This window comes from Paenibacillus aquistagni (assembly GCF_900177815.1).
Taxonomy (GTDB): domain Bacteria; phylum Bacillota; class Bacilli; order Paenibacillales; family Paenibacillaceae; genus Paenibacillus_B; species Paenibacillus_B aquistagni.
Map to the genome: position 1 here is coordinate 204118 of NZ_FXAZ01000001.1, position 22020 is coordinate 226137.

Annotated in this window: 20 protein-coding genes; 11 read left to right on the forward strand and 9 right to left on the reverse strand. The window is 48.4% G+C overall.

What is annotated here, in order from left to right; genetic code table 11:
• Nucleotides 1–110: 110 nt before the first annotated feature.
• Nucleotides 111–875, reverse strand: coding sequence for a hypothetical protein (locus B9Y93_RS00920; RefSeq protein ID WP_176228809.1), 765 nt, complete (start codon nucleotides 873–875; stop codon nucleotides 111–113).
• A 220-nt stretch (nucleotides 876–1095) separates the two neighbouring features.
• On the opposite strand from B9Y93_RS00920, the gene B9Y93_RS00925 reads away from it, so the two are divergent.
• The 3 genes from B9Y93_RS00925 to B9Y93_RS00935 are packed head-to-tail and all read left to right on the forward strand — an operon-like array spanning nucleotide 1096 to nucleotide 4309.
• Nucleotides 1096–2061: a sugar phosphate nucleotidyltransferase gene (locus tag B9Y93_RS00925; RefSeq protein ID WP_085492488.1), complete on the forward strand. Its 966-nt coding sequence runs from the start codon at nucleotides 1096–1098 to the stop codon at nucleotides 2059–2061.
• On the forward strand, nucleotides 2061–3350 hold the full coding sequence (locus B9Y93_RS00930) for a UDP-glucose dehydrogenase family protein (protein ID WP_085492489.1): 1290 nt from the start codon (nucleotides 2061–2063) through the stop codon (nucleotides 3348–3350). The genes B9Y93_RS00925 and B9Y93_RS00930 overlap by 1 nt, the downstream gene beginning before the upstream one ends.
• A 5-nt stretch (nucleotides 3351–3355) precedes the next feature.
• The gene (locus tag B9Y93_RS00935; RefSeq protein WP_085493906.1) at nucleotides 3356–4309 is read left to right on the forward strand and encodes an NAD-dependent epimerase/dehydratase family protein; all 954 of its coding nucleotides are present in this window, start codon (nucleotides 3356–3358) and stop codon (nucleotides 4307–4309) included.
• A gap of 87 nt (nucleotides 4310–4396) precedes the next feature.
• Here the strand turns inward: B9Y93_RS00935 and B9Y93_RS00940 are convergent, their stop codons facing one another.
• The 3 genes from B9Y93_RS00940 to B9Y93_RS00950 are packed head-to-tail and all read right to left on the reverse strand — an operon-like array spanning nucleotide 4397 to nucleotide 8587.
• A complete protein-coding gene (locus tag B9Y93_RS00940) occupies nucleotides 4397–5533 on the reverse strand; it encodes a glycosyltransferase family 4 protein (RefSeq protein ID WP_085492490.1) in 1137 nt (378 codons plus the stop codon).
• Between the two features lie 18 nt (nucleotides 5534–5551).
• Nucleotides 5552–7255: a CotS family spore coat protein gene (locus tag B9Y93_RS00945; RefSeq protein ID WP_085492491.1), complete on the reverse strand. Its 1704-nt coding sequence runs from the start codon at nucleotides 7253–7255 to the stop codon at nucleotides 5552–5554.
• Nucleotides 7256–7270: 15 nt separating this feature from the next.
• Nucleotides 7271–8587 carry a glycosyltransferase gene (locus B9Y93_RS00950; RefSeq protein WP_085492492.1) on the reverse strand — a complete coding sequence of 439 codons (1317 nt, stop codon included), beginning with the start codon at nucleotides 8585–8587 and terminating at the stop codon, nucleotides 7271–7273.
• 197 nt (nucleotides 8588–8784) lie between these two features.
• On the opposite strand from B9Y93_RS00950, the gene B9Y93_RS00955 reads away from it, so the two are divergent.
• Nucleotides 8785–9774, forward strand: coding sequence for a phosphotransferase (locus B9Y93_RS00955; protein ID WP_085492493.1), 990 nt, complete (start codon nucleotides 8785–8787; stop codon nucleotides 9772–9774).
• A 145-nt stretch (nucleotides 9775–9919) separates the two neighbouring features.
• Nucleotides 9920–10411 carry a GNAT family N-acetyltransferase gene (locus tag B9Y93_RS00960; RefSeq protein ID WP_097675915.1) on the forward strand — a complete coding sequence of 164 codons (492 nt, stop codon included), beginning with the start codon at nucleotides 9920–9922 and terminating at the stop codon, nucleotides 10409–10411.
• Between the two features lie 296 nt (nucleotides 10412–10707).
• Here B9Y93_RS00960 and B9Y93_RS00965 read toward each other — a convergent pair whose 3' ends face one another.
• Complete coding sequence (locus tag B9Y93_RS00965; RefSeq protein ID WP_085492495.1) at nucleotides 10708–12330, reverse strand: PH domain-containing protein; 1623 nt, start codon at nucleotides 12328–12330, stop codon at nucleotides 10708–10710.
• Nucleotides 12327–12824, reverse strand: coding sequence for a PH domain-containing protein (locus B9Y93_RS00970; RefSeq protein WP_085492496.1), 498 nt, complete (start codon nucleotides 12822–12824; stop codon nucleotides 12327–12329). The genes B9Y93_RS00965 and B9Y93_RS00970 overlap by 4 nt, the downstream gene beginning before the upstream one ends.
• Nucleotides 12825–12999: 175 nt before the next feature.
• Here B9Y93_RS00970 and B9Y93_RS00975 point away from each other — a divergent pair, with 175 nt between their 5' ends.
• The 4 genes from B9Y93_RS00975 (at nucleotide 13000) to B9Y93_RS00990 (ending at nucleotide 18030) form a co-directional block, all read left to right on the forward strand.
• Nucleotides 13000–14217, forward strand: a complete 1218-nt coding sequence (locus B9Y93_RS00975; protein WP_085492497.1) for a phosphoenolpyruvate hydrolase family protein — start codon at nucleotides 13000–13002, stop codon at nucleotides 14215–14217.
• Between the two features lie 167 nt (nucleotides 14218–14384).
• Nucleotides 14385–15596, forward strand: a complete 1212-nt coding sequence (locus B9Y93_RS00980) for a Tm-1-like ATP-binding domain-containing protein (RefSeq protein WP_085492498.1) — start codon at nucleotides 14385–14387, stop codon at nucleotides 15594–15596.
• Nucleotides 15597–15774: 178 nt separating this feature from the next.
• On the forward strand, nucleotides 15775–16605 hold the full coding sequence (locus B9Y93_RS00985; RefSeq protein ID WP_085492499.1) for a phosphoenolpyruvate hydrolase family protein: 831 nt from the start codon (nucleotides 15775–15777) through the stop codon (nucleotides 16603–16605).
• A gap of 288 nt (nucleotides 16606–16893) precedes the next feature.
• Nucleotides 16894–18030, forward strand: coding sequence for a 5-methyltetrahydropteroyltriglutamate--homocysteine S-methyltransferase (locus B9Y93_RS00990; protein ID WP_085492500.1), 1137 nt, complete (start codon nucleotides 16894–16896; stop codon nucleotides 18028–18030).
• A 165-nt stretch (nucleotides 18031–18195) separates the two neighbouring features.
• Here the strand turns inward: B9Y93_RS00990 and B9Y93_RS00995 are convergent, their stop codons facing one another.
• Nucleotides 18196–18606: a GNAT family N-acetyltransferase gene (locus tag B9Y93_RS00995; protein WP_085492501.1), complete on the reverse strand. Its 411-nt coding sequence runs from the start codon at nucleotides 18604–18606 to the stop codon at nucleotides 18196–18198.
• A 69-nt stretch (nucleotides 18607–18675) separates the two neighbouring features.
• Here B9Y93_RS00995 and B9Y93_RS01000 point away from each other — a divergent pair, with 69 nt between their 5' ends.
• Nucleotides 18676–19059, forward strand: coding sequence for a YybH family protein (locus B9Y93_RS01000; protein WP_280522873.1), 384 nt, complete (start codon nucleotides 18676–18678; stop codon nucleotides 19057–19059).
• 140 nt (nucleotides 19060–19199) lie between these two features.
• Here the strand turns inward: B9Y93_RS01000 and B9Y93_RS01005 are convergent, their stop codons facing one another.
• On the reverse strand, nucleotides 19200–19628 hold the full coding sequence (locus tag B9Y93_RS01005) for a VOC family protein (protein WP_085492502.1): 429 nt from the start codon (nucleotides 19626–19628) through the stop codon (nucleotides 19200–19202).
• A gap of 307 nt (nucleotides 19629–19935) precedes the next feature.
• Between B9Y93_RS01005 and B9Y93_RS01010 the strand changes: the two genes are divergently transcribed.
• Complete coding sequence (locus tag B9Y93_RS01010; protein WP_085492503.1) at nucleotides 19936–21138, forward strand: GTP-binding protein; 1203 nt, start codon at nucleotides 19936–19938, stop codon at nucleotides 21136–21138.
• Nucleotides 21139–21398: 260 nt separating this feature from the next.
• Here B9Y93_RS01010 and B9Y93_RS01015 read toward each other — a convergent pair whose 3' ends face one another.
• Nucleotides 21399–21722 (reverse strand): helix-turn-helix domain-containing protein, encoded by a 324-nt coding sequence (locus B9Y93_RS01015; RefSeq protein ID WP_169026046.1) that lies wholly within the window; start codon nucleotides 21720–21722, stop codon nucleotides 21399–21401.
• Nucleotides 21723–22020 lie beyond the last annotated feature (298 nt).

Genomic DNA, 22020 nt, shown 5'->3' on the forward strand with positions numbered 1-22020 from the left:
ATACCATGCCCGTGGAATAGTAGAAAAGAAAGCCGCGACCACCTAGACAAAGAAATACCGCTCCAACTTCTTAGAAGTCAAAGCGGCATGATCTAACAGTGCGCAGAGGATTAGTCCTCATCCTCGTCGTCCTCATCTTCATCCTCATCATCATCGTCATAGTCTACGCTGTCCTCATCTTCGTCTTCATCCTCATCTTCGTCGTCGGAATTGTCCTCGTCGTCTTCATCCTCATCTTCGTCGTCGGAATCGTATTCGTCGTCTTCATCCTCATCTTCGTCGTCGGAATCGTATTCGTCGTCTTCATCCTCATCTTCGTCGTCGGAATCGTATTCGTCGTCTTCATCCTCATCTTCGTCGTCGGAATCGTATTCGTCGTCTTCATCCTCATCTTCGTCGTCGGAATCGTATTCGTCGTCTTCATCCTCATCTTTGTCGTCGGAATCGTCCTCGTCGTCTTCATCCTCATCTTCGTCGTCGGAATCGTATTCGTCATCTTCATCCTCATCTTCGTCGTCGGAATCGTATTCGTCGTCTTCATCCTCATCTTCATCCTCATCCTCATCGTCATCATCACTGCTGACAAGGAGTTCCTCGTCTTCCTCATCCTCGTCCTCATCTGCTTCAAGATCCAAATCGATCTCGAATTTTGTTCCGTCCACAAGCTCTACTTCTACCTCTTCAACTTCGTCCCAATCAATATCGGACAGCCAAGCTAATAGAGAGGACTCTTTCTCTTCTGTAAGACCTGCCTCGACGAGATCATCATAATTGTAGCTTTCTGACTTGCCGTTTTCATATTCAACTTCGATGTCATCAATATTTTCTATTGAATGGCTTAACAATTCGGATTTCACTTTATTGAATTTTTCCAATCTTATCAATCCTCTCTAATTTAGAAGTAGAAAGAAATACTTGATTTACTCTATTCTATGTAAACTCGATGTAGTTGCTTGGGTAAATAGGGGGATTCACGCGCGGATGTTTTGATGTTGTACAGACGTATATTTTCCCTATTAACCTGTAATCGCCCTTACTGATTCTCTTAAAATCACATATTTTAATGCATATCGTAGTAGAGAAGGGGCGAATTCTATGAAAGGGTTGATTCTTTGTGCAGGCAGAGGCAGCAGGCTCCAGCCTTTCTCTTACCTAACCTCCAAAGTACTTTTGCCCGTCGCAAACAAGCCACTTATTTTTTATAACATTGAAAAATGCATTGCGCTAGGGATCACGGACATTGGTCTTGTTATTCGGCCTTCACAGCGCGACATGTTTCTGGATGCTGTAGGCACTGGAGAGCGATGGGGCATCCGCTTAACCTACATCTATCAGCATCATCCAAGAGGGATAGCAGACGCGGTCAGACAAGCGGAGGCGTTCATCGCTAACGATGCGTTTTTGCTCTTGCTTGGCGACAATTTGATCGCGAACTCCTTGGAGGCGATGACGCAGTCCGTCATTCAAAATGGTCACGATGGAGCGCTCCTGCTTGGAGAAGTGACGAAGCCGCAGGACTATGGCATTGTCGAGATTAAAGACGGAGTCATTATTGGATTGGAAGAGAAGCCTGCTCAGCCAAAGTCAAATCTAGCCATCATGGGAGCTTACGCATTTACCCCCAAGATCTTCAGTGCCGTTCGTTCGATCTCGCCATCGCAGCGAGGGGAGTATGAGATGACGGATGCGATATCTTATCTAATCGACCAAAAGCATTCGATATCTTATGACGTGACGTATGATTCCCATACTGATGTCGGGACGACGGAACGATGGCTTGAGGCAAACCGATGGATGCTCGATAAGCTTGCAGGGCAGAAGAGCGGAGCTTATGCAAGTGGGACGAATACCGTCATTCCGCCTGTGCTTATCGATCCGAGCAGCAAGCTTGAGCATTGTACGGTTGGTCCTTATGTGGTTGTTGGTCCTCATGTTGTGCTCAAGGATTGTGAGGTAGAGGACAGTATCCTCTTGGAAGAAGTGTTCTTAAGCCGCTGCAAGCTAAAAGGATCAATCGTAAGCCGCCAATATGCGGTGCCGCCACTTGAGGGGGATGCTTGATGAACATTTTGGTTATAGGAACAGGCTATGTTGGAGCAACAACAGCAATACTGCTGGCAAAGCTAGGAGCTAACGTAACAGGGCTTGATCTTGATGAAGGAAAGATTAAGCAGCTGCAGAATGGAGTACTCACCTTCTATGAACCGGGCTTAGAGCCGCTTCTTCAAGAGCAGATGCAAGAAGGACATCTAACCTTCACGACCAATGCAATGGCTGTGGAGCAGCATGAGATCATTTTTATATGTGTGGGAACACCATCACGCTATGACGGCAGCACAGATCTATCCGCTGTACGGAAGGTTGCTGAACGTATCGGGCAGCAGATGTCAAGTCCTAAGCTTGTCGTAATCAAGAGCACCGTCCCGCCAGGCACGCAAAAGCGGGTTAAACGGTGGATACAGGAGAAGCAAATCAAGCCCATCTCATTTGATGTGGTATCCAATCCTGAATTTTTAAGAGAGGGCAATGCGGTATACGATGCCTTTCATCCCGATCGCATCATTATTGGGAGTGATACAGAAGCAGCGGGCAAGCAGGTGCATGCGCTGTTCGATGCTATTGAGTGTCCCGTCGTTCTTACGAATCCTCAGACCGCAGAAATGATTAAGTACGCCTCGAATGCTTTTTTGGCAGCCAAAATCTCTTATATGAATGAACTTGCTAGATTGTGTGATGAAATCGAGGTATCCGTCACGACGGTTGCTGAAGGAATGGGATACGATCCGAGAATCGGGCGCTCGTTTCTGCAAGCAGGGATTGGCTACGGCGGCTCCTGCTTCCCCAAGGATGTAAGGTCTCTATTGTCGCTAGGGGCAGAGCTTAATACGGAGCTTGGCATCCTAAAGCGAGTCGTTGACGTCAATCATTCGCAATATCGTTATTTGATGAAAAAAGTAAAGCGCAAGCTCGGTCTCTTAAGAGGGAAGCGGATCGCAATCTTGGGTCTTTCCTTTAAGCCGGAGACGGATGATTTAAGAGAAGCGCCAGCCTTGGCTGTCATTAGCGAGCTGATGGAGCACGGGGCTTTGCTTAAGGTGCATGATCCTGTAGCAAAGCTGCCAAGGGAGATGCAATTTCCATCTATCAAATCTTTTCCAACTATTGAAGAAACACTGCTTGGCGCACATGCTGTCATCTTATGTACAGAGTGGAAGGCATATGTGGAGGGAGATTGGGAGAGCTGGAGACCGCTTCTCACAGAACCTTATGTATTTGATGGACGCAATGTGCTGAATGCAGGCAGGCTGAAGTCTTTGGGTTACCATTATGAGGGGATAGGGGCTAGGTGAGAAGCATGAATCGCATCTTAGTAACAGGTGCAGCAGGCTTTATCGGCTCGCACTTATGTGAGGAACTGTTAAAGGATGAAGGCAACGAGGTGATCGGTCTTGATGCTTATCTTGATTACACGACACCGGTCTGGGTTAAGGAGCGCCATCTGTCATCCCTTCTTACCCACCCTCGATTCAAGCATGTGAAGGATGATCTGTTAACGGTTAACTGGGAGCAACTGCTCCCAGGCATTGATATTGTCTATCATCTGGCAGGCATGCCGGGTGTCAGGGCAAGCTTCGGCCCAGACTTTGCGTTATATGCAAAGCACAATATTGTGGCGACACAGCGCCTGCTTGAAGCGTGCAAGGACAGCCTGGTGAAGCGTGTAATCTTCGCCTCTACCTCCTCTGTCTATGGAGAGAGGAAGGGGAAAGTTGATGAGGATGATCTGGTGCTTCCTCTATCTCCTTATGGGGTGAGCAAGCTGACCTGTGAGCATCTGTGCCGCATATATAGTGAGCAGGAAGGAATTCCAATCGTCATTTTGCGCTTTTTCACCGTATATGGACCTAGACAGCGGCCGGATATGGCGTTTCATCGGTTTATTAAGCATATGGTGGAAGGCGTGCCTATTCCGCTGTATGGAGACGGCACTCAGAGCCGGGATTTTACTTATGTTGGCGATTGCGTGCGAGCCGTGGCGGCGGCTGCTACAGCCAAGCATCTTATTGGAGAAACGATTAATATTGGCGGGAGAGAGCGAGCGTCCATTAATACTTGCATCGCACTGATCGAGCAGCTGCTAGGACAGAAGGCGAGCATCCGTTGGATGGGGCATCCTGCTGGAGAGCCGAAGAGCACATGGGCTGATGTATCCAAGGCAGAGAAGCTGCTTGGCTATGCTCCTGTTGTAGACTTGAAGGATGGATTAGCAGCACAAATTCGATATGTGCAGGAATTGTATAAGAGATAGTCGACAACCCGTCATGCAGCATAAACGAAAAATCGTAAAAAAACCTCTGCACCCTTATCGAAGGCGTGCAGAGGTATTGTCTTGCCTTTATCCCCATACGGACAAAATGTCTTGAGCGACTCGGTCCCAATGGAAGCGCTGCTCTGCTAGGCGCCTGCCTCTTAAGCCCATCTGTCTGCACTCATCCATATTGCTAAGCAGATGGTTCAATTTTTCAGCGTAATCAAGCGGATTATCCGGATCTTCGACGAGAAGTCCATTGTTGTTCATGATGATTTCAGGATTGCCTCCCCGAGCGGTGGTCATGAATGGGAGACCCGCTGCCATCGCCTCATAATGAACTCTTGCAAGCGGCTCGTTCCAAATGGAGGTGCATACAAAGACATCAGCGGCTGAGAACCAGCGATGAACCTCCTGTGCATCGATATACCCGGTCGTTATTACAGGGAGCGGAGACCGCTCTGCAATGGCGCGCACATATCCGATGTAGTCGCTGACCCGATTGTCACTATACCAAGCCCCTCCAACGACGACAAGCACTGCATTGGAATGTTTCACATGCGACATGGCTCTGACGAGTACATGCGGTCCTTTGTTGCGTGAGAGCCGTCCGACAAACAGGATGACTTTTTTGGAGTCAAGCTGGTGCTGGGCGCGCAGTGATTGGCGTATGGACATGGCGGATTGAGATTCCAGCCAAGGGGCAAAGCGGTCGAGATCGACGCCGGAATAGATGGTGCGAAGCTTGGGCTCGACGTCAGGAAAGTAGCGGGCGATCTCAGAGCCGATATAATTGCTGATGGTTACGATGCGCTCGGTATGTGCAATAACAGCCTGAGCTTCTTCTGGCCTGATCTTTGCCGGATTGAACATGTCATTGTGCATGCTGAGTACAATGCGCGAGCTTGGAGCAACACTGCGTACCGGCAGCACCATCCGAGGGCGATTGAAGATATGAATGACATCATAGTGCTCACCACTAGCACTTAAGAACTGAACGACACCATCTGCATAGGTCTCAAACACGCCTCCCGATGGAATACGAACATACCGGACGCCATGAACGACTTCATCTGCCGGCAGCTCAGGATCATCTCTGCCCACTATCGTTATTCGATGATATTGGCTGATCTGGCGGGTCACTCCACCGATATAGGTTTGGATTGCTCCGCCCCTAATATTGGGCACCGGCAGCTTCTCTGTACAGATTAACAATACATTCATCGCCGTCTCCTCCTTTCATCAAGCTGTCTTCCGTGTTCGGATCTGGCGTCTAGTTCTTCTTATCGTGCGTTTTGCTGCACTGCGTCTTTGCTGGAGTGAGCGTTTGGCTGTGGTTTGTCGTCTTTTCGTGCGGACTGGCCGTTTTGTCTTTTGGCGAGAGTTTGAGTAGGAGCGTGAGCTTTTTCGTTTGAGGGAGCTGCTCTTGCCTTTTCGTGATCGTCTTGATTTGGCAGCGTATTTTGGCACTCTTCTTCTACGAACGGGGGGGGACGTCGCTTCTGCAGCAGGGAGAGCGCTAAAGAGAGGGGGTTCTATGGGCAAGGGATTAACTGCAGGATCCTCTACCGCGACAGCAAGGGAGGGTTCAGATGCGGCTTCTTTGCCGTCATCATGGGCTGATCCAGCACGGTTTGCGATCTCCTTCGATTGCAAGTTCAAGGTGGATGTGCTATCCTGCTCATTCCATGTCGGCGTTTCTACTCCGTCTAGGGTCGCGGATGCGGTGCCATCAAATGCAAATGCAGTTGCGTCGCTTGATGCAGATGGGACAACACCGATAGGAGGGAGGGGAAGGTCCCACTCCATTTCAACAGGTTGAACGATATAATCTCCTGCCGGGTATTTATCGATATCCTTCCACAGTTCTTGCAGCGCTTGGGCTTTGGTGCTTTCTGTAGTGAGCACACGCTGGAGTATAGGGGTAAGCTCCATATTCATGAAGGTCACTGGATCAAATACAATCTCTTTGACGTGCTTGTAGAACTCGTTAGGGAATGCCATATCAATCCATAGAATTTCGAACATTTCGCGATCCATCGGATTGCCTTGGTTGTAGGCTTCAATCATGCCGCGTATCCAAGTAAGATCCCAGACGCCCATATCGTCCATCGTGCTTGTAATCAACTTGCGCAAATCCCGAAACGGAAGATCATAAGCGACCCCATCCAGATCAATAACCCAGATTCCGCCTGGCCCCATTTGGCCATTGGACCATCCATAGTCCTGATGGGCAAGTCCCCAATAGGACTCTCCCATTGCGGTCATCTTGGCATAGCTTGAAGTGAGGAAGCGGTCAAGCGCCTCTCTTGCCTGGCGATCAAAGTCATCAACGACTTGCAGCAGAAGATCGCTCCCAGCGGTATCGCGATAAGCTTCAGCGATATGCTTGAACCAGCCAATCTTTGCAATAATCTTCTCATAGTTTTTGATCCAGCCGTATAGACGGGAGGATCTTGCGGATCCGTGCGGAGGAACATAGCCTTTGGTATGAAAGTGAAACTCGCCGAGTCCCTTGCAGAGGGCAGAGGCACCTTCTAGATCGATCTTGGATGCCTGCTGAAGCGCAATCCAATCCGTAACGATCCAGAGCTTTCCGCCTGCCTCCACATACAACTGTCCCTCTATAGTTGGTATAAGCGCAGGCACGCGAGCTCCTTGCTCCACCAAATACTGCTGTGCGCCTACGCTAAATAAGCTTCGCTGCGGGATGCGGTGCAGAACCTTGATGCTCCTCGTTCCTTTATTCGTCTCAATCTTCCAGATGGCCCCGCCCTTGTCTGGCTTAGAGGTAACGAGCACCATGCTGGACACTTGCATATCATATTGCTTCATTACTTGATAGGCGAGTTCTTCTAACTCAGGAGGCACATATTGTTCGAGGACGACTCCCGGTGACACGGTGTCCACCAAGTGATCCCATGGCACGACTTGATATTGATCCAAGAGGTTCCCTCCATTCTAAGCATTCTTTGCTGTTTGGAGATTCGTTACTGCTTCTTGGTAGGTATCCAACAGCTTTCGTGTAACATTCGTGATGTGATAGCGCTCATGCACATGCTCTCTGCCCCATTGTGCGAGCGAGCGTCGCTCCTGTTCGCTTACGTTCAGAATCCGCTCGATATCCGACATAAACTTTACAATGGTAAAGGCTTCCGGGGTGGCGCCATGGTCGCCAAACCAGCTGTCCCATGCCGCGGCAGCGTTTGAAGGTTGGATTGCGCCGATATATCCTTTTGTTCCATAAGCAATAAATGGGAGCATGCTTGCCATCGCTTCCAAGGCGACCCGACCTGTGCCAATGACACAGTCTGCTACCTGATAGTAAGCATGGATATTGGTCGTCTCGCCTACGAAGGTAACCACTTGTTGCGGAAATAACAGGTGCTCCTGCTTGGCAAGATCCGTGAGCATTTTCTCGTCTTTTCCATCTCCAACAATGATCATGTACAGTCGCTGAAAGCCGAAATTGCGAAGCGCGGAGGCTGCATGAATAACCTGCTTGCATATCTCTGCCTTTTCCCAAGACAGTCTGCTCGCATACAGGGCAATGAGCGCATCGGAAGGCAGGCCAAGCTTTTTTCGCAGGTGCTCGCGATAGACCTCGCTCCTTGCTTGATATTCACCTGTGTCAATGCCGTTTGGAATGAGATAGGATCTGATTCCGTTTGTTCGAAGCATCCGCTCTACCGCAGGACTCACGCTAATGATGACCGCATCCTTCAAGTCATCTAGGAAGCTGTGATCGTAATACGTGCCGTGGACGGTAAATACAAATGGAAGGTGGGCGGCGCAAGCGACCGCCTTGGCAATCTTCCCAGAAGGGAATTGATGGGCATGGATAATATGGACGGGGTTCCGTTCAACGATGGAGGACAGCATGTGCATAAGCTCCTGCTCGCGTTCTGTATTCGGCTCATGATTATCCAAGACGAAATCAAGCTCATACACAGGGCACCCAAGTCCAATGAAGGCTTGAAGAAGCTTTCCTTGCTTGCCGGCAACCGTTACTTTCACTCCCTGGCGAAGCAGTTCCCGAGTTAGGGAGAGGGTGTAGGTTTCTGTGCCTCCGATATTGAATTGATCAAGGACCATCAAAATGTGAAGCGGGAGTGTTTGAGATTTTACTATAGGAGATGTGCAAGGAGTTGCCTGAGGAGGTCTTTGACTGGAATCTCGCTTGCTGCTGCGGGCATCTTGCTTGGAATGTGAAGAGGTCAGGGATGCTTGCTTCGAGCTGGAGGTCTTGGCAGATGAGGACCGTTTATTGGTTTTCATTCATTCACATCCTTTCCACAGGCGTACACGTATACTGCTATTCTTATGTCACCGACTGCGAAATGGCATGTATATTCGCGGATGGATCTTAAAAAGTTGTAAATTCAGCGGTGCTTGGATGACCTTTCTATTGCATGTGAATATAGTATAGGAAGGTTAACAAGCGGCTTGAACGACTTGGATAAGGGAGGGCGCACATGCTAGAGCATAAGCACGAGCTTGAAGGGACTTATGATTCGCTGATCGAGACGATATGCGCTAGCTTCCAACTAGGTACATGGTCAGGTCATTGGGAGCGTCTTGGCGGTTCTTTCAATGAAACGCTGCGGCTTGGCACCGATCAAGGAACGTATGTCTTGCGCATGCTTAGTCCATCTATCAATTTGGAGCGCATGAACGAGCTTCAATCTATCGTTAACCATCTGCATGATGAAGGCTTGCCTGTAGCCGTGCCATTGCTAGGCAAGGAGCAGTCCTGCGCGGCAGTCTTCAACGGACGCCTGATCCAAGTCACGCCAAACTTGCCGGGAAGGCGCTTCCAATGCAAGGAAGCTCAGGTGAAAGCCAGCGGACATATGCTAAAGTGGTTCCATCGTTCCCTCCTTGGGTGTAATCTTAAGGAGAAGCCCGGCTACTCATTCTACCCCCCGAGACGTTACTACGAGGATGCGATGACGAAGCTTGGACAACTCAGGAACATTCCTATAGATGAACAGCGGCTAGCCGCATGTTATATTGAACGGACGTTAGCCTTATGGGAGCAGATGAATGAACTCCCTCGATCGATTCTTCATGGGGACTGGCATTTTTGGAATCAACTGTATACCAAGAGCGAGATTAGTGCTGTGCTGGATTATGATTATATGGAAAAAGGCATACGCATCCATGATGTAGCGTATGCCTTGTGGTGCATCTATATTTTGCTGCCAGAGCACAAAGACTCCTTCGATATGGCTTTTCTTGAAGGGTACGGGCATCTAACCGATGAAGAGCAGGCGCTCCTGCCTGATATGGTAGCGCGAATCTCGCTGTTCTTCCTGCTACACTCGCTTCATCACGTAGAGCCTGCGGCAAAGTGGAAGCAGCAGGCCATGAGACAGCTTCCCCTCCTGCAGTGGCTGGATGGAGAAGGACGGGATCGCCTGCAAGCCTATCAGACTTTGCAGATGAAGAACATGGGAGAATAGCAAGCTTTCAAAGCATTAAAGGATCACTTGAAACGCGCGCGCTTGCTATTCATGGCTTGCAACGGAGGCATGCTGCTCCTGCTTGGTTAGGAGCAATCCTATTGTTTGAGTATCGTAACAAGAACTTACAGGACAGGGAGGGGAAATGATGAAGACAGAGCAGCATATTGACATTCGGCTTCGTCCGCTACTGCTGCCAGAAGATCTTAAGCACGCCATCGCATGGTATCAGGATGAAGAGGTGCTCTACTATTCTGAGGGCATCGGTGTTCGACCATACAACGAAGAGCGGCTAGAGCTTATGTATGGCTATTTGAGCCGAATTGGCAAAGTATATATTATTGAGGCGATAGAAGAGGGACTCTGGCAGCCGATTGGCGATATCACCTTGTCTGAACAAGATCTTCCAATAGCGATAGGGCATCCGGATTATCGCTCCAAAGGGATTGGGCGCAAAGTGCTTCAGCTTATACAGGAGGAAGCGAGAAGGTTTGGATGGACAGAACTCAAGGTGAAGATGATCTATGACTATAATGAGCGGTCGAAGCGGCTGTTTACCAGCATGGGTTTTGAGGAAAAAGGACAGGGCGTTGACAGTAATGGCGTATTGTACCGAAGTTACGTATGTGCGTTGTAAGAACCGTACTTATGAGAGAGGCGTCCAATGAGGCGAATTGTAGTAGAATGGCAATAGGCGCCTCAGGAGACAATAGAAACGCTTATTTCTGTTCACAACCGAGCATTGTCGTAAACGAAACAAGCTGCCTTCGGTCGCAAACCGGAAGCAGCTTGTTTGGCTAGGCTTTTCAATATCATAACAGAGGGCTTTGACCAAGCTGAACGCTGAGCAACGTCGAATGAAGTCCTTGGCTTGTTGTTATTCCCTGCCTATCTATCGAGCATGTACGGCATCCGATGAGGTGCTGACATAGTCTAGTCTGTTAGCTTAATCTCTTTGGCTCGTCCTTTATACCATTCGAAGAAGGCGACGGCCTGCTCCAAGGGAACATCCTGAATGCTGGCGTGATAGATCGGCTTCGAGCGGTTGGTTGTTTCGATCGTGGCAAGCCCAAGCCAGCGCTGGATCGGATTGCGTGCAACTTTGACTTCAATGACCTTTTCCCGCTTGGAAATAAACATATGGGTAGACCAGCTGCCTGTTCTGAATTGTATAAAGCGCTGATTCATGACATATCGGGCATTCCGATAATCAAGGATACGAGTCAAGATGATAGAGATGAGAAGAACAGCAGCTAATACCCACCACCAGCCGTGGAATCCGAACCAAGAAGGTGTGAAATAAAGCAGGGCCCCAAGCGCAATGATAAAGATCCAGCTTGGTCTTGCAAGTCTAGACCACAGGGAGGCTTTAGGCAGCTTCTGCATCATATTACTCAGCTCATAAGCGGGTAGAATCTCTTGAATCATCGCGTAAGCCTGCTGTACAGGAAGATAGGGATATAAGGAACTGCTCGAAAGTTTCGCGTCTTCTAGTGATAGATCTCCTGCGCTTGTCAACTTTACCTCGGCTAGACCAAGTAATCGCTTCATCAAGGGCTGCTTGATCTCTACAGCTTGTACTTTGTCTTTGGCAATCGAGAAGGAGGACTCGTTCAGGACGCCTCTTACAATGTAAATATGCGAGTCATCCGATGAGATCTCGTATTTGCCATACAGCAAATAGGTACGCACCATACCAAAAGCAAGCGACAACGCGATAAGCGCCAGAATGATTATGATGGTGAGCCACCAGGAGCTAAGCACTTGGTTCGCAAGTCCTTCTGCCTCCTGCTCGACATGGAACATGTCATTGAGCTTGAAATAAAAGGATACGAGCAGCGGAATGAGCACAAGAAAGCTTAAGGATGTAAAGGAAGCTTTGATCGTATCTTTTCGAGTTGGCTGAAAATGTATGGTTCGTGTTGAACGATTCTGCGCAACAGAAATGTTGTTTGGTGCCGCTTCTTCGTCCTTGTCGAGAACTTCACTTAAATTTACATTGCAGGCTGAACGGCCGCCTGCTTGCTCTCCATGTAATCGAGCAGGTGCATGAATGCCTTCATGTGCTGCATCATCTTGATGAGAGCTGGCATTCAGCTGTTCGTCTTGGGCCTCGTCAGATCCTGTCACACGCTCGATGATCCTTGCAGCCTCAGCCTTCGTGATGGCTTTGAATACGACGGCTGCATCTTCCCCGCTGATTCCAGTCTCGAACCGAAGCGAAGTAACATGAAGCATGCGGTGAACGAAGGACGTGTGCTGGCTATGATTTTGCACCTTGGAATAAGGGATGGACTGCTTCGTTTGCTTCAGCAACCCTTTATACAGTTGAAAAGCATGTTCATCGAGTTCATAACGCTTCGTGAGCCATCTCTGTATGATCGCCATCAAGCTGATTCCAAAGATAAAGTAGAAAATGATGCGGCCGTAAAATACAAATGCAGATGTGGATTGCCACTGCAGCACGAATAAATAAAAGGCGGCGATAGCTGAATTCTTGATCAGTCTTCCGAGCTCAAACAGCATGACAAGCGGATGATAGCGCTGTGGTCTCATAAGCGGTCCACCTCGCCCACCTTCGCGTACTGTGCAATCTGATTGCGCAGTGCGACAGCAACCTCCTTCGGAAGAGCGGGGATGGAATGGGAAGAGCCCATCGTCTCTATCGAGATGGAGCATAGTCCATATTTTCTTAGCAGCGGCCCTTGAACAGTAGATACGGATTGAATTTTTGTCATGGGAACGAGCTGGTGCATTTCCTTCCACGCGCCGGACTTTAGCTGCAGGAATTGCTCATCGACGCCATAGCGCCAATTTTTATACAGCAAAAAGGGCTTGATCAAGGACCAAATGCTTGAGATTATGGACAGAATGGTAATAGCGATAAGGACCCAATAGACCCATGGATACCAATCGTAGCGATAATCGAGATAAAATAAGATCCCAAGCACGACAAATCCAATGATGTTAAGCAAGGCATCGCTGATAAGCCATACTTTGACCGCATCCTTGGACAATCGGTGCTCTGGGGATGGGATGTGCGTACTCATGATTTCACTCCTAAGTTGTTTCTGTGGATGTTAGCTGCAAGGGAACCATTCATATTATCATACTACGTGAACGTATACGAGATCGTTTCATCGTCTATTATACGATACGCTATCAACCCGCAATGGATTTCAGTGTAGATGCTGGAAGGATGCGAAGCGAGGAGGGGGAATACAGATGAACAAGTTAGTCATAATTGAGCAGCTTGAGAAGCAGCTGGCGCTGGAGGGCCATCTTATTGGGGTTGCGGCAGGCTCGGGTATGACCGCAAAGTATGCTGAACGGGGCGGTGCGGACTTTATTCTCGCGTTGAGCTCAGGACGATATCGCCAGATGGGAGTCAGCTCACTAGCTGGCTTTATGCCGTTTAAGAACAGCAATGAGCTTGTCATGGAGTTCGGCTCGCAGGAAATTATCCCAGTTGTTCGTCGTGTACCTGTCGTGTTCGGACTCTGCGCTACGGATGTTACTCTTCATCTTGATTCATATCTGGACTTGATCGAAGCACATGGCTTTGCGGGAATCAATAATTACCCGACAATCGGCATGATGGATGGACAATATCGCGAGGCGCTCGAGGAAGCAGGACTGTCTTTTGATAAAGAGGTGGAGGCGATTCGGCTTGCGAGCGAGAAGCAGCTGTTTACGGTCGCGTTTGTGTTCAATGCGGAGCAGGCGAAGAAGATGCTTCATGCTGGCGCGGACGTTATCTGCGCTCATCTAGGCTTCACCAAGGGAGGCGTGCTCGGCGCTAAGAAGGTGCTGTCGCTTAAGGAAGGTGCGCTGCTTGCGCGGGAAGTCTTTGCTGCTTGCGAGGAACAAACGCGGGCGAAGCAACCTTTTTACATGGTGTACGGCGGACCGATCAGCACGCCAATTGATGTGAAGACTATGTACAGCCTGACTGGCGCGCATGGCTATATCGGCGGCTCCTCATTCGAGCGCATTCCTGTGGAAGATACGATTGTGAAGACGGCTTTTGATTTTAAGCGGGCAGGCGTGTCGAGCCAAGATGGGGATCTGAAGCGCCACATGGAAGAACTGCGGCAGCATTATGATTATGTATCCTTTGTTAAAGAGTATGTAGCGGAGCACTACCATGAGGATATCACGTTCAGCGAGATTGCTAGACTTGCCCATGTGTCGCGAACCTATCTGAGCGCTTTGTTTAAGAAGGAGGTAGGCTATCCCTTTAGTGCCTATTTGACCGAAATCCGTATGAGCAAGGCGAAGGAGTGCATGCAAGAGGGCCATGTCAAGCTTGCGGATGTCGCAAGCCTGGTTGGATACAACGATTATGTGCATTTTAGCAAAATGTTTAAAAAGCAATTTGGCCTCTCGCCGAGAGCTTATCAGCAGCAGCTTGAGCCGAAGCAAGAGCAAGACGAAGCGTAAGGAAAGGTTTGAGTTTAATCGTACATATGCACAAGAATAGCATACATAATGACAATTATTTATATAAAAGAAAGCGTATACTTAAGTCATAAACAAAAGCAAAGAGCAATTATCCTAACAATCGAACGCTTCCCTATAGAAGGGAAGATGGACAAGGAGGAACGCCCATGAAAACGGTAGCAGTAGTAGGCACGTTTGACACAAAGGGGAAAGAATTCCAGTTTGTTCAAAGCATCTTGCAGGGTTTAGGTGTAAACACGCTTATGATTCACAGCGGCGTATTTGAACCGATGTTTGTGCCGGATATATCGAATCAAGATATCGCGCAGGCTGTTCATGAGGATATGAATGATATCGCAAGACAAAAGGACCGCGCCAGGGCGACTGAGGTGCTGGCACGCGGCTTAGAGGTGCTAATTCCGAAGCTCTATAAGGAAGGAAAGTTCGACGGGGTTCTGTCCTTTGGAGGAAGCGGTGGAACATCCATTGTTACGCCTGGAATGAGAGCGCTTCCGATCGGAGTGCCGAAGATGATGGTGTCCACGGTAGCTTCAGGCAATGTATCTCAATACGTCGGCACCAGCGATATTATGATGTATCCATCGATAGTGGACGTAGCGGGATTGAATACGATTTCTATCAAGATCTTTACGAATGCGGCACTTGCGATGGCAGGCATGGTGAAGCATGAGATTCCAGAGCAGGAAGTTGAGAAGAAGCCGTTGATAGCAGCGACGATGTTCGGCGTGACGACACCATGTGTCGATCAGGCAAGAGCCTATCTGGAAGCACAGGGCTACGAGGTGATCGTATTCCATGCGACAGGCGCAGGCGGCAAGACAATGGAGAAGCTGATCGAGTCCCACTACTTCGACGGGGTGCTTGACTTAACAACTACGGAATGGTGTGACGAATTGGTTGGCGGTGTGCTGAATGCAGGCCCGCATCGTCTAGAAGCGGCAGGTCGTGCCGGGGTGCCGCAGGTGGTCTCTGTTGGTGCGATCGACATGGTCAACTTCGGTCCTTATGATACGGTGCCAGCGAAGTTCCAAGGAAGGAATCTGTACAAGCATAATCCGACGATCACGCTCATGCGCACAACTGCGGAAGAGAACGGGCAGCTCGGCAAAATCATTGCTGAGAAGCTGAACAATGCCAGTTCGAAAACCGCGCTAATGCTGCCGTTAAAGGGCGTATCCGCGCTTGATGCCGAGGGGCAGCCATTCTACGGGGCTGAAGAGGATCGGATGCTGTTTGACACGCTGCGACAGCATATTGATGCCACGAAGGTGGAACTGATCGAAGCAGATACGCATATTAACGATGAGGCCTTTGCCCTTCAGGCGGCGAAGAAGCTGGTAGAGCTGATGCAGGCATAATCAGTCAGTGGAGCTGATCTTGACTAGACAGTATGCCGTTCGATTCAGGGCAGCATGCTCGTAGGGCAAGCAGGGGAAACAAGCAGGAACCGATATGAATCGTTCAGGATAAGCCGTTCTTTTTGACCAGCCATGCAGTACTGCAAATGCAGCACTTACGATTAAGGAGGACATCATCATGATGCATAATAGAGAAGAAATCATCAAAGCGTTGAAAGAGCAAGTCGCACAAGGCAATAGTATTCTTGGAGCAGGGGCAGGAACGGGTATCTCTGCGAAGAGCGGGGAAGCTGGCGGCGTAGATTTGATTATCATTTACAACTCAGGACGCTATCGGATGGCAGGACGCGGATCGCTCGCTGGACTTTTGCCTTATGGCGATGCAAACCAAATTGTTGTGGATATGGGTGCTGAGGTGCTTCCGGTTGTGAAAGAGACGCCCGTGCTGGCAGGGGTGTGCGGTACAGATCCATTCCGCATTATGGACGTATTCTTGAAGCAGCTGAAGGAGCAAGGCTTCGCGGGTGTTCAGAACTTCCCGACAGTTGGCCTGATTGATGGCGTGTTCCGTGCAAATCTTGAAGAGACTGGCATGGGCTATGATCTTGAGGTCGATATGATTCGCAAAGCCCATGAGCTAGATCTCTTGACTACACCTTATGTATTCGATGAAGAGCAGGCGATCAAGATGGCGAAGGCAGGCGCGGATATTCTCGTTGCTCATATGGGTCTTACAACGAAGGGAACGATCGGTGCGAAGACTGCCCTTACATTGGATGACTGCGCGGAACGCATTCAGAAGATTGTCGATGCAGGCAAGTCGGTTAATCCAGACATTATGGTCATCTGTCACGGCGGACCGATCGCTGAGCCAGAAGACGCACAATACATCTTCGAGCATACAAAAGGCGTAGACGGCTTCTTCGGCGCTTCCAGCATTGAACGCTTTGCGGCTGAAGTGGGCATCAAGCAGCAAGCAGAAGCTTTCAAACGCGTAAAGCTGAACTAAAGCATTGATCATCCATGTGCTGATAATAGATGCAAGCTCATGAATCGTGCAGGCAGCATGTGGGATTATAGATCTAAAGTGTATATAAAAATACTTGAACGATAAGCTCAATAAGGGAAGCCCGCGGCAATCGAAGCTGCGGGCTTCTTTCTTTTTCTGCATGGTTGCTTCAACGATGTCAGATCATGTTCTGTCTTGTCACATGCATATGTAAATGCAATAATATGAAAAAGGTAACATTTACATCTTGAATCATCATTAGCTTATAGGGAAAAGAGGAGAGTTCACATGAGTCAGCAGCAAGCCGTTAGCAAGAGAACGACACCGCCGTTCCGTGCGGATCAAGTGGGGAGCTTTCTTCGCCCGCAAGCGTTGAAGGAAGCAAGGGAGCAGCATCAGCAAGGCAAGATCACCAAGGAGGAGCTCCGTAAGATTGAAGATCGCGAGATCAAGCTGCTTGTGGAGAAGCAAAAGGAGATTGGGCTTCAAGCGGTTACGGATGGGGAGTTCCGCCGGACATGGTGGCATCTTGACTTTATCGAAGTGCTAGAGGGCATTCGCGTATACGAATTTGAGGTTAAGGGCCTATTTAATGGCGCGATGAAAAAGGCCAAGGGATATACGGTAGCCTCCAAGCTGGCGTTTCCGAAGGACCATCCCTTCCTTGAAGATTTTAAATATTTGAAAAGCATAGCAGGCGAGCATGCAGCGAAGCTTACGATTCCTGGCCCGAATATGATCTTTCATTCTGGCGTAATCGCTAGTCAGGCCTACCTCGATAAGCCCGCATATCCAACGCTTACGGATGTGGCGCAGGATATCGTGCAGGTGTATCAGGATGCGATTCAAGCTTTCTATGATGCGGGCTGCCGCTATCTCCAGCTCGATGATACAAGCTGGGGCGCATTGTTCAGCGATGACTTCCGCGACAAGCTTCGCCACAATGGCTTTGATCCAGATGAGATGACCAAGACGTTTGCTGATATTACAGTAGAGGCGTTAAAGCATAAGCCTAGCGATATGGTCGTTACCCTTCACATCTGCAGAGGCAACTTCAAGTCTTCATGGCTGTATCAAGGCGGCTATGAGCCGATTGCCGAGCAGTTGTTCTCTCGTGTGAATGTGGATGGGTTTTTCTTAGAGTTTGACAGTGATCGAGCAGGTGACTTTAAGCCTCTGCGCCACATTAAGGATCAGCAGGTCGTGCTGGGCTTAATTACGACGAAGACGGGGGTCATGGAAGATAAGGAGGCTATTAAGAAGCGGGTGCAAGAAGCCGCTGAGATGGTAGATATCCACCAGCTATGCATCAGTCCTCAGTGCGGCTTCGCTTCTACTGAAGAAGGAAATACGATTGCCGAGCAGGAGCAATGGAATAAGCTTGGGCTTGTTGTTGAGCTAGCACAAGAGATCTGGACATCATAAATGGCAAAGAGCCGTTCGATAGATTCGCAGAATGAGGCACTTATATGGCCCGTTGATCCGATTCTATCGCTTCGGCTCTTTTTTCGCCCAATTCCTCTACGTGTAAGCGAGGTTAAGCGTGCAGGTCTTGCAGGTGAGGCATGGAACTCGTAACATATTGGTCCTTCAGCAGGATTTGCCTGATTGCGCATTGTAGTTGCGTACGATCATGCCTGTGGCAGGAAACATGCCAAGCTTTTTATAGTATTCCTGCAGGTGTTGGTCGCACATAAGATCAATCATATAGAGGCCTTGAAGCTCCTCTAGCATGGTACGAACCAGTTGGCCTCCGATGCCTTTGTTCTGGTAGCTCGGCAGCACCTCAAGCAGCGGAATATAGGCAGATAAGACGCCATCGCTTATGGCCGTAATAAAGCCAGCTGCTTGCTTTGCTTCATCGTCAATCGCGAGCACCACCTTGTAGCTTTGCTGAAGCAGCTTCAAATGTGCTTCTGCAGAAGGCGGATTGGGCCAATCAACAAAGAAGCCCTGCAGCATGTCTGGTGTTAGATGTTCAAGAGAGGTTGTATACCGCATAAACATATCTCCTTAACTGATGATAATTTCTATTATAATATAATAGACAGGAAAAAGGAGGGAATATATGTGGAGACATTGTTACTGGCTGAAGTTGAAGTGATGCTTGAGCGCTATATAGCTGCTACGAATACGCATGATTTCTCGGAGGTGGCAAAGCTCTTGCATGAGGGGGCGGTATATTGGTTCTCCGATCGCACCTGTACATCAAGAGCAGAGATTCAAGCTTACTTCGAACATGCGTGGAATGTTGTTCAAGATGAGGTGTACTCCGCATTGGATGTACAGTGGATTGCGGTGGACGAGCATGCTGCTACTTGCATTTATACCTACCATTACGAGGGCTGGATCAATGGACGCCAGGCTTCGGGCAAAGGCAGAGCAACTAATGTATTTGTGAAACAAGAAGGCGTATGGAAGCTCATTCATGAGCATCTCAGCTCACTCGAATGAGGAGTAGTAAACGTGAAGGCAATGGAAATCCCTTGCTTTACATATAGTCACATTTCAGCTGCAGCAAAATAAGGATATGATCAGGATTCCCAAGAGGGAAGCTTGCGATCATATCCTTATTTATTATTGATCAGATCATCTTATTCGTTACCTTCAGCTTCTTCTAAGCTAAGCTGCCACTCGATGCCGAATTGGTCGGTAATTTGGCCATAGCATTTGCTCCAGAATGTCTCCTGCAGCTCCATGCCTACCTTGCCGCCTACCTTCAGCTTGTGGAACCAGTTCTCGATATCCTCACGGCTATGGGTAACAATGGCGAGTGATACGTTGTTTCCCAGTACAAACGGCATGCCTGGGAAAGTGTCGGAGAACATGACATTGCTGTCGCTAATCATTAAGCGGGCATGCATGACAAGATCCTTTGCTTCTTCCGGAAGCGGATACTCGGGGTTTGGAGGTTGTTCTCCAAAAGTCATGATGTGCGGCTTCTCTGTGCCGAACACATCAGCATAGAACAAAACCGCTTCACGGCAGTTGCCATTAAAATTCAAATACACATTTACAGCCATTGCTCATTACTCCTTCCATGCGAGGAAAATGGGATTGCAGCAGGTGTAATCCTAAGGTCAAGTACAAGGCCTGGCAAGGTTAGGTTGACCGGACAAGCAGCTGCATGTTTATCATATCCGGTCTACAGACCCTGTACAAGTATGTACGGGATCGCCTTGACGCAAACATGCCAATTGCTCAAGATGTTCGCGTACCGCATTTATTCTCATATTTAGAAGAAATGATGTCAGGCTGAAAAATAATTTGACATCACAAGCAGGGATCTTTATTATTAAATCGTAATTATTACGATTAAGAGGTGATGTCATGACATCTTCAGCTATTCCGGTAACGGTGCTTAGTGGTTACCTTGGTTCAGGCAAGACCACCATTTTAAATCATGTGCTGCATAATCGCGATGGCCTGCGTGTTGCGGTTATTGTTAACGATCTGAGCGAGGTAAATATTGATGCTTCTATGATAAAAGATGGAGGAGGGTTATCGCGTACAGAAGAGACACTAGTGGAAATGTCCAATGGATGCATTTGCTGCACATTGCGTGAAGATTTGCTTCGCGAGGTAGAGCGTCTTGCTAAGGAAGGGCGCTTTGATTATATATTGATTGAATCTACAGGGGTGGGAGAGCCAGTCCCAGTCGCTCAGACGTTCACTTATGTGGATGAGGAGCAGGGGATTGATTTGACAACGTATTGCCGATTAGATTGTATGGTTACGGTTGTCGATGCCTATCGATTCTGGCATGACTACACAAGCGGCGAATCGCTGCTCGAACGAAGTCAAGCTGTAAGCGAAGAAGATAACCGAGATGTCGTTGATCTGCTGATTGATCAAATTGAATTCTGCGATGTGCTTATTCTAAACAAATGTGACAGAGTAAACGTAGAGGAGCTTCAGGAATTAGAGCGTGTGCTGCGCAAGCTTCAGCCTCGAGCCCAATTTATTCGCAGTTCGCATGGGCAGGTTGATCCTGCCGAAATCTTAAATACAGGCAGATTCAACTTCGAGGAAGCGAGCACATCAGCAGGCTGGATGAAGGAGCTGGAGAAGAGCGAGCATACGCCTGAGACAGAGGAATACGGAATATCCTCCTTTGTCTACGAGCGCGCGCATCCTTTTCACCCTGAGCGCTTAATGCGCTGGATGGAGCAATTGCCTGCAGAGATTGTCCGGGCAAAAGGAACGGTGTGGCTTGCGACACGTCCTGATTATGCTCAGAGCATGAGCCAAGCGGGGCCATCGATTCAGTTTGGACCTGCTGGATATTGGATAGCGGCTCTGCCTGAAGAGGAGCAGCGTGCAATATTGTCCGAAGAGCTAGAGGCAGGCATGCATTGGCACCCGGTCCATGGCGATCGGATAAACAAGATCGTGTTTATTGGCATTGAGATGAACCGAGAGGAAATTATCACCTCGTTGGATGCTTGTTTGTTAGTAGAGGAGGAAATGGGTCAGGATTGGACCGTATTCGTGGATGAGTTTCCAAATATAACAGAGGAGATGCAACAATAAGCCTCTATACATCGTCATAGAAGATAAAAAGCATCGCAGCTTGTTGGACAAGCCAAGCGATGCTTTTGTGGTTCTAATGAGAACATCTTAATGTTGGTTTGTTCGAATGAAAGTAAAGTGATAGAACGCAGCAGTTGCAAATGCTCACTTGAATCATCTATTCGTGCTTCTCTTAATGGGATAAAGGAATATGGATGGAAGTGTTTTTGATAAGGCAAGGAAGGCTCCTTGCCTGCGTGTTATCTTTGAGGAGGCTTGATTTACGTCTTGGAACGATCCAATAAAGAGGTAACAAGTGTCTTCAGCGCTTCTCGCTCATGTGGATTGAGCTGGTAGAACACTTGAAGAATATGTTTTTCCTCATCAGAAAGAAACAGTGTTCTGTTCGTTGCTGCGGGAAACAGCTCATTGATCGATATTCCGAGCGCTTGACATATCTTATCAAGCGTATCAAGCTGAGGGGAGCGATTGTCATTCTCAATCTCGCTAATGGTTGATTGCGTCACTCCGGAAAGTTTGGACAGCTGAGTTGTCGTTAAGTTTTTCTCTCGCCGCAGCGTTCTTAGGCGATCTCCTATCTGCATTCTGTCTGCCTCCAAATCCATCAAATTGCCCAGACCCCAGTTGAATCCTAAAGTAAGATAAATGCTTAAAAAAAATTTATTGTGTAATTTTTGGGATTTAATTATTTATACCCCGAAAGCATACAAGTGATGTGGAAGGTCTTTTGGATATCTTTTTACAGATTGCTCATTTACAAAATATCTCTATTAAGATAATATGTAAGGTGCATGACGAATGATCTATCTTTATGTCGAGATGTGTGACTACAAGACTAAAGATATATTGCGTCAAGCTGTAAATTATGTATATGGAATGATT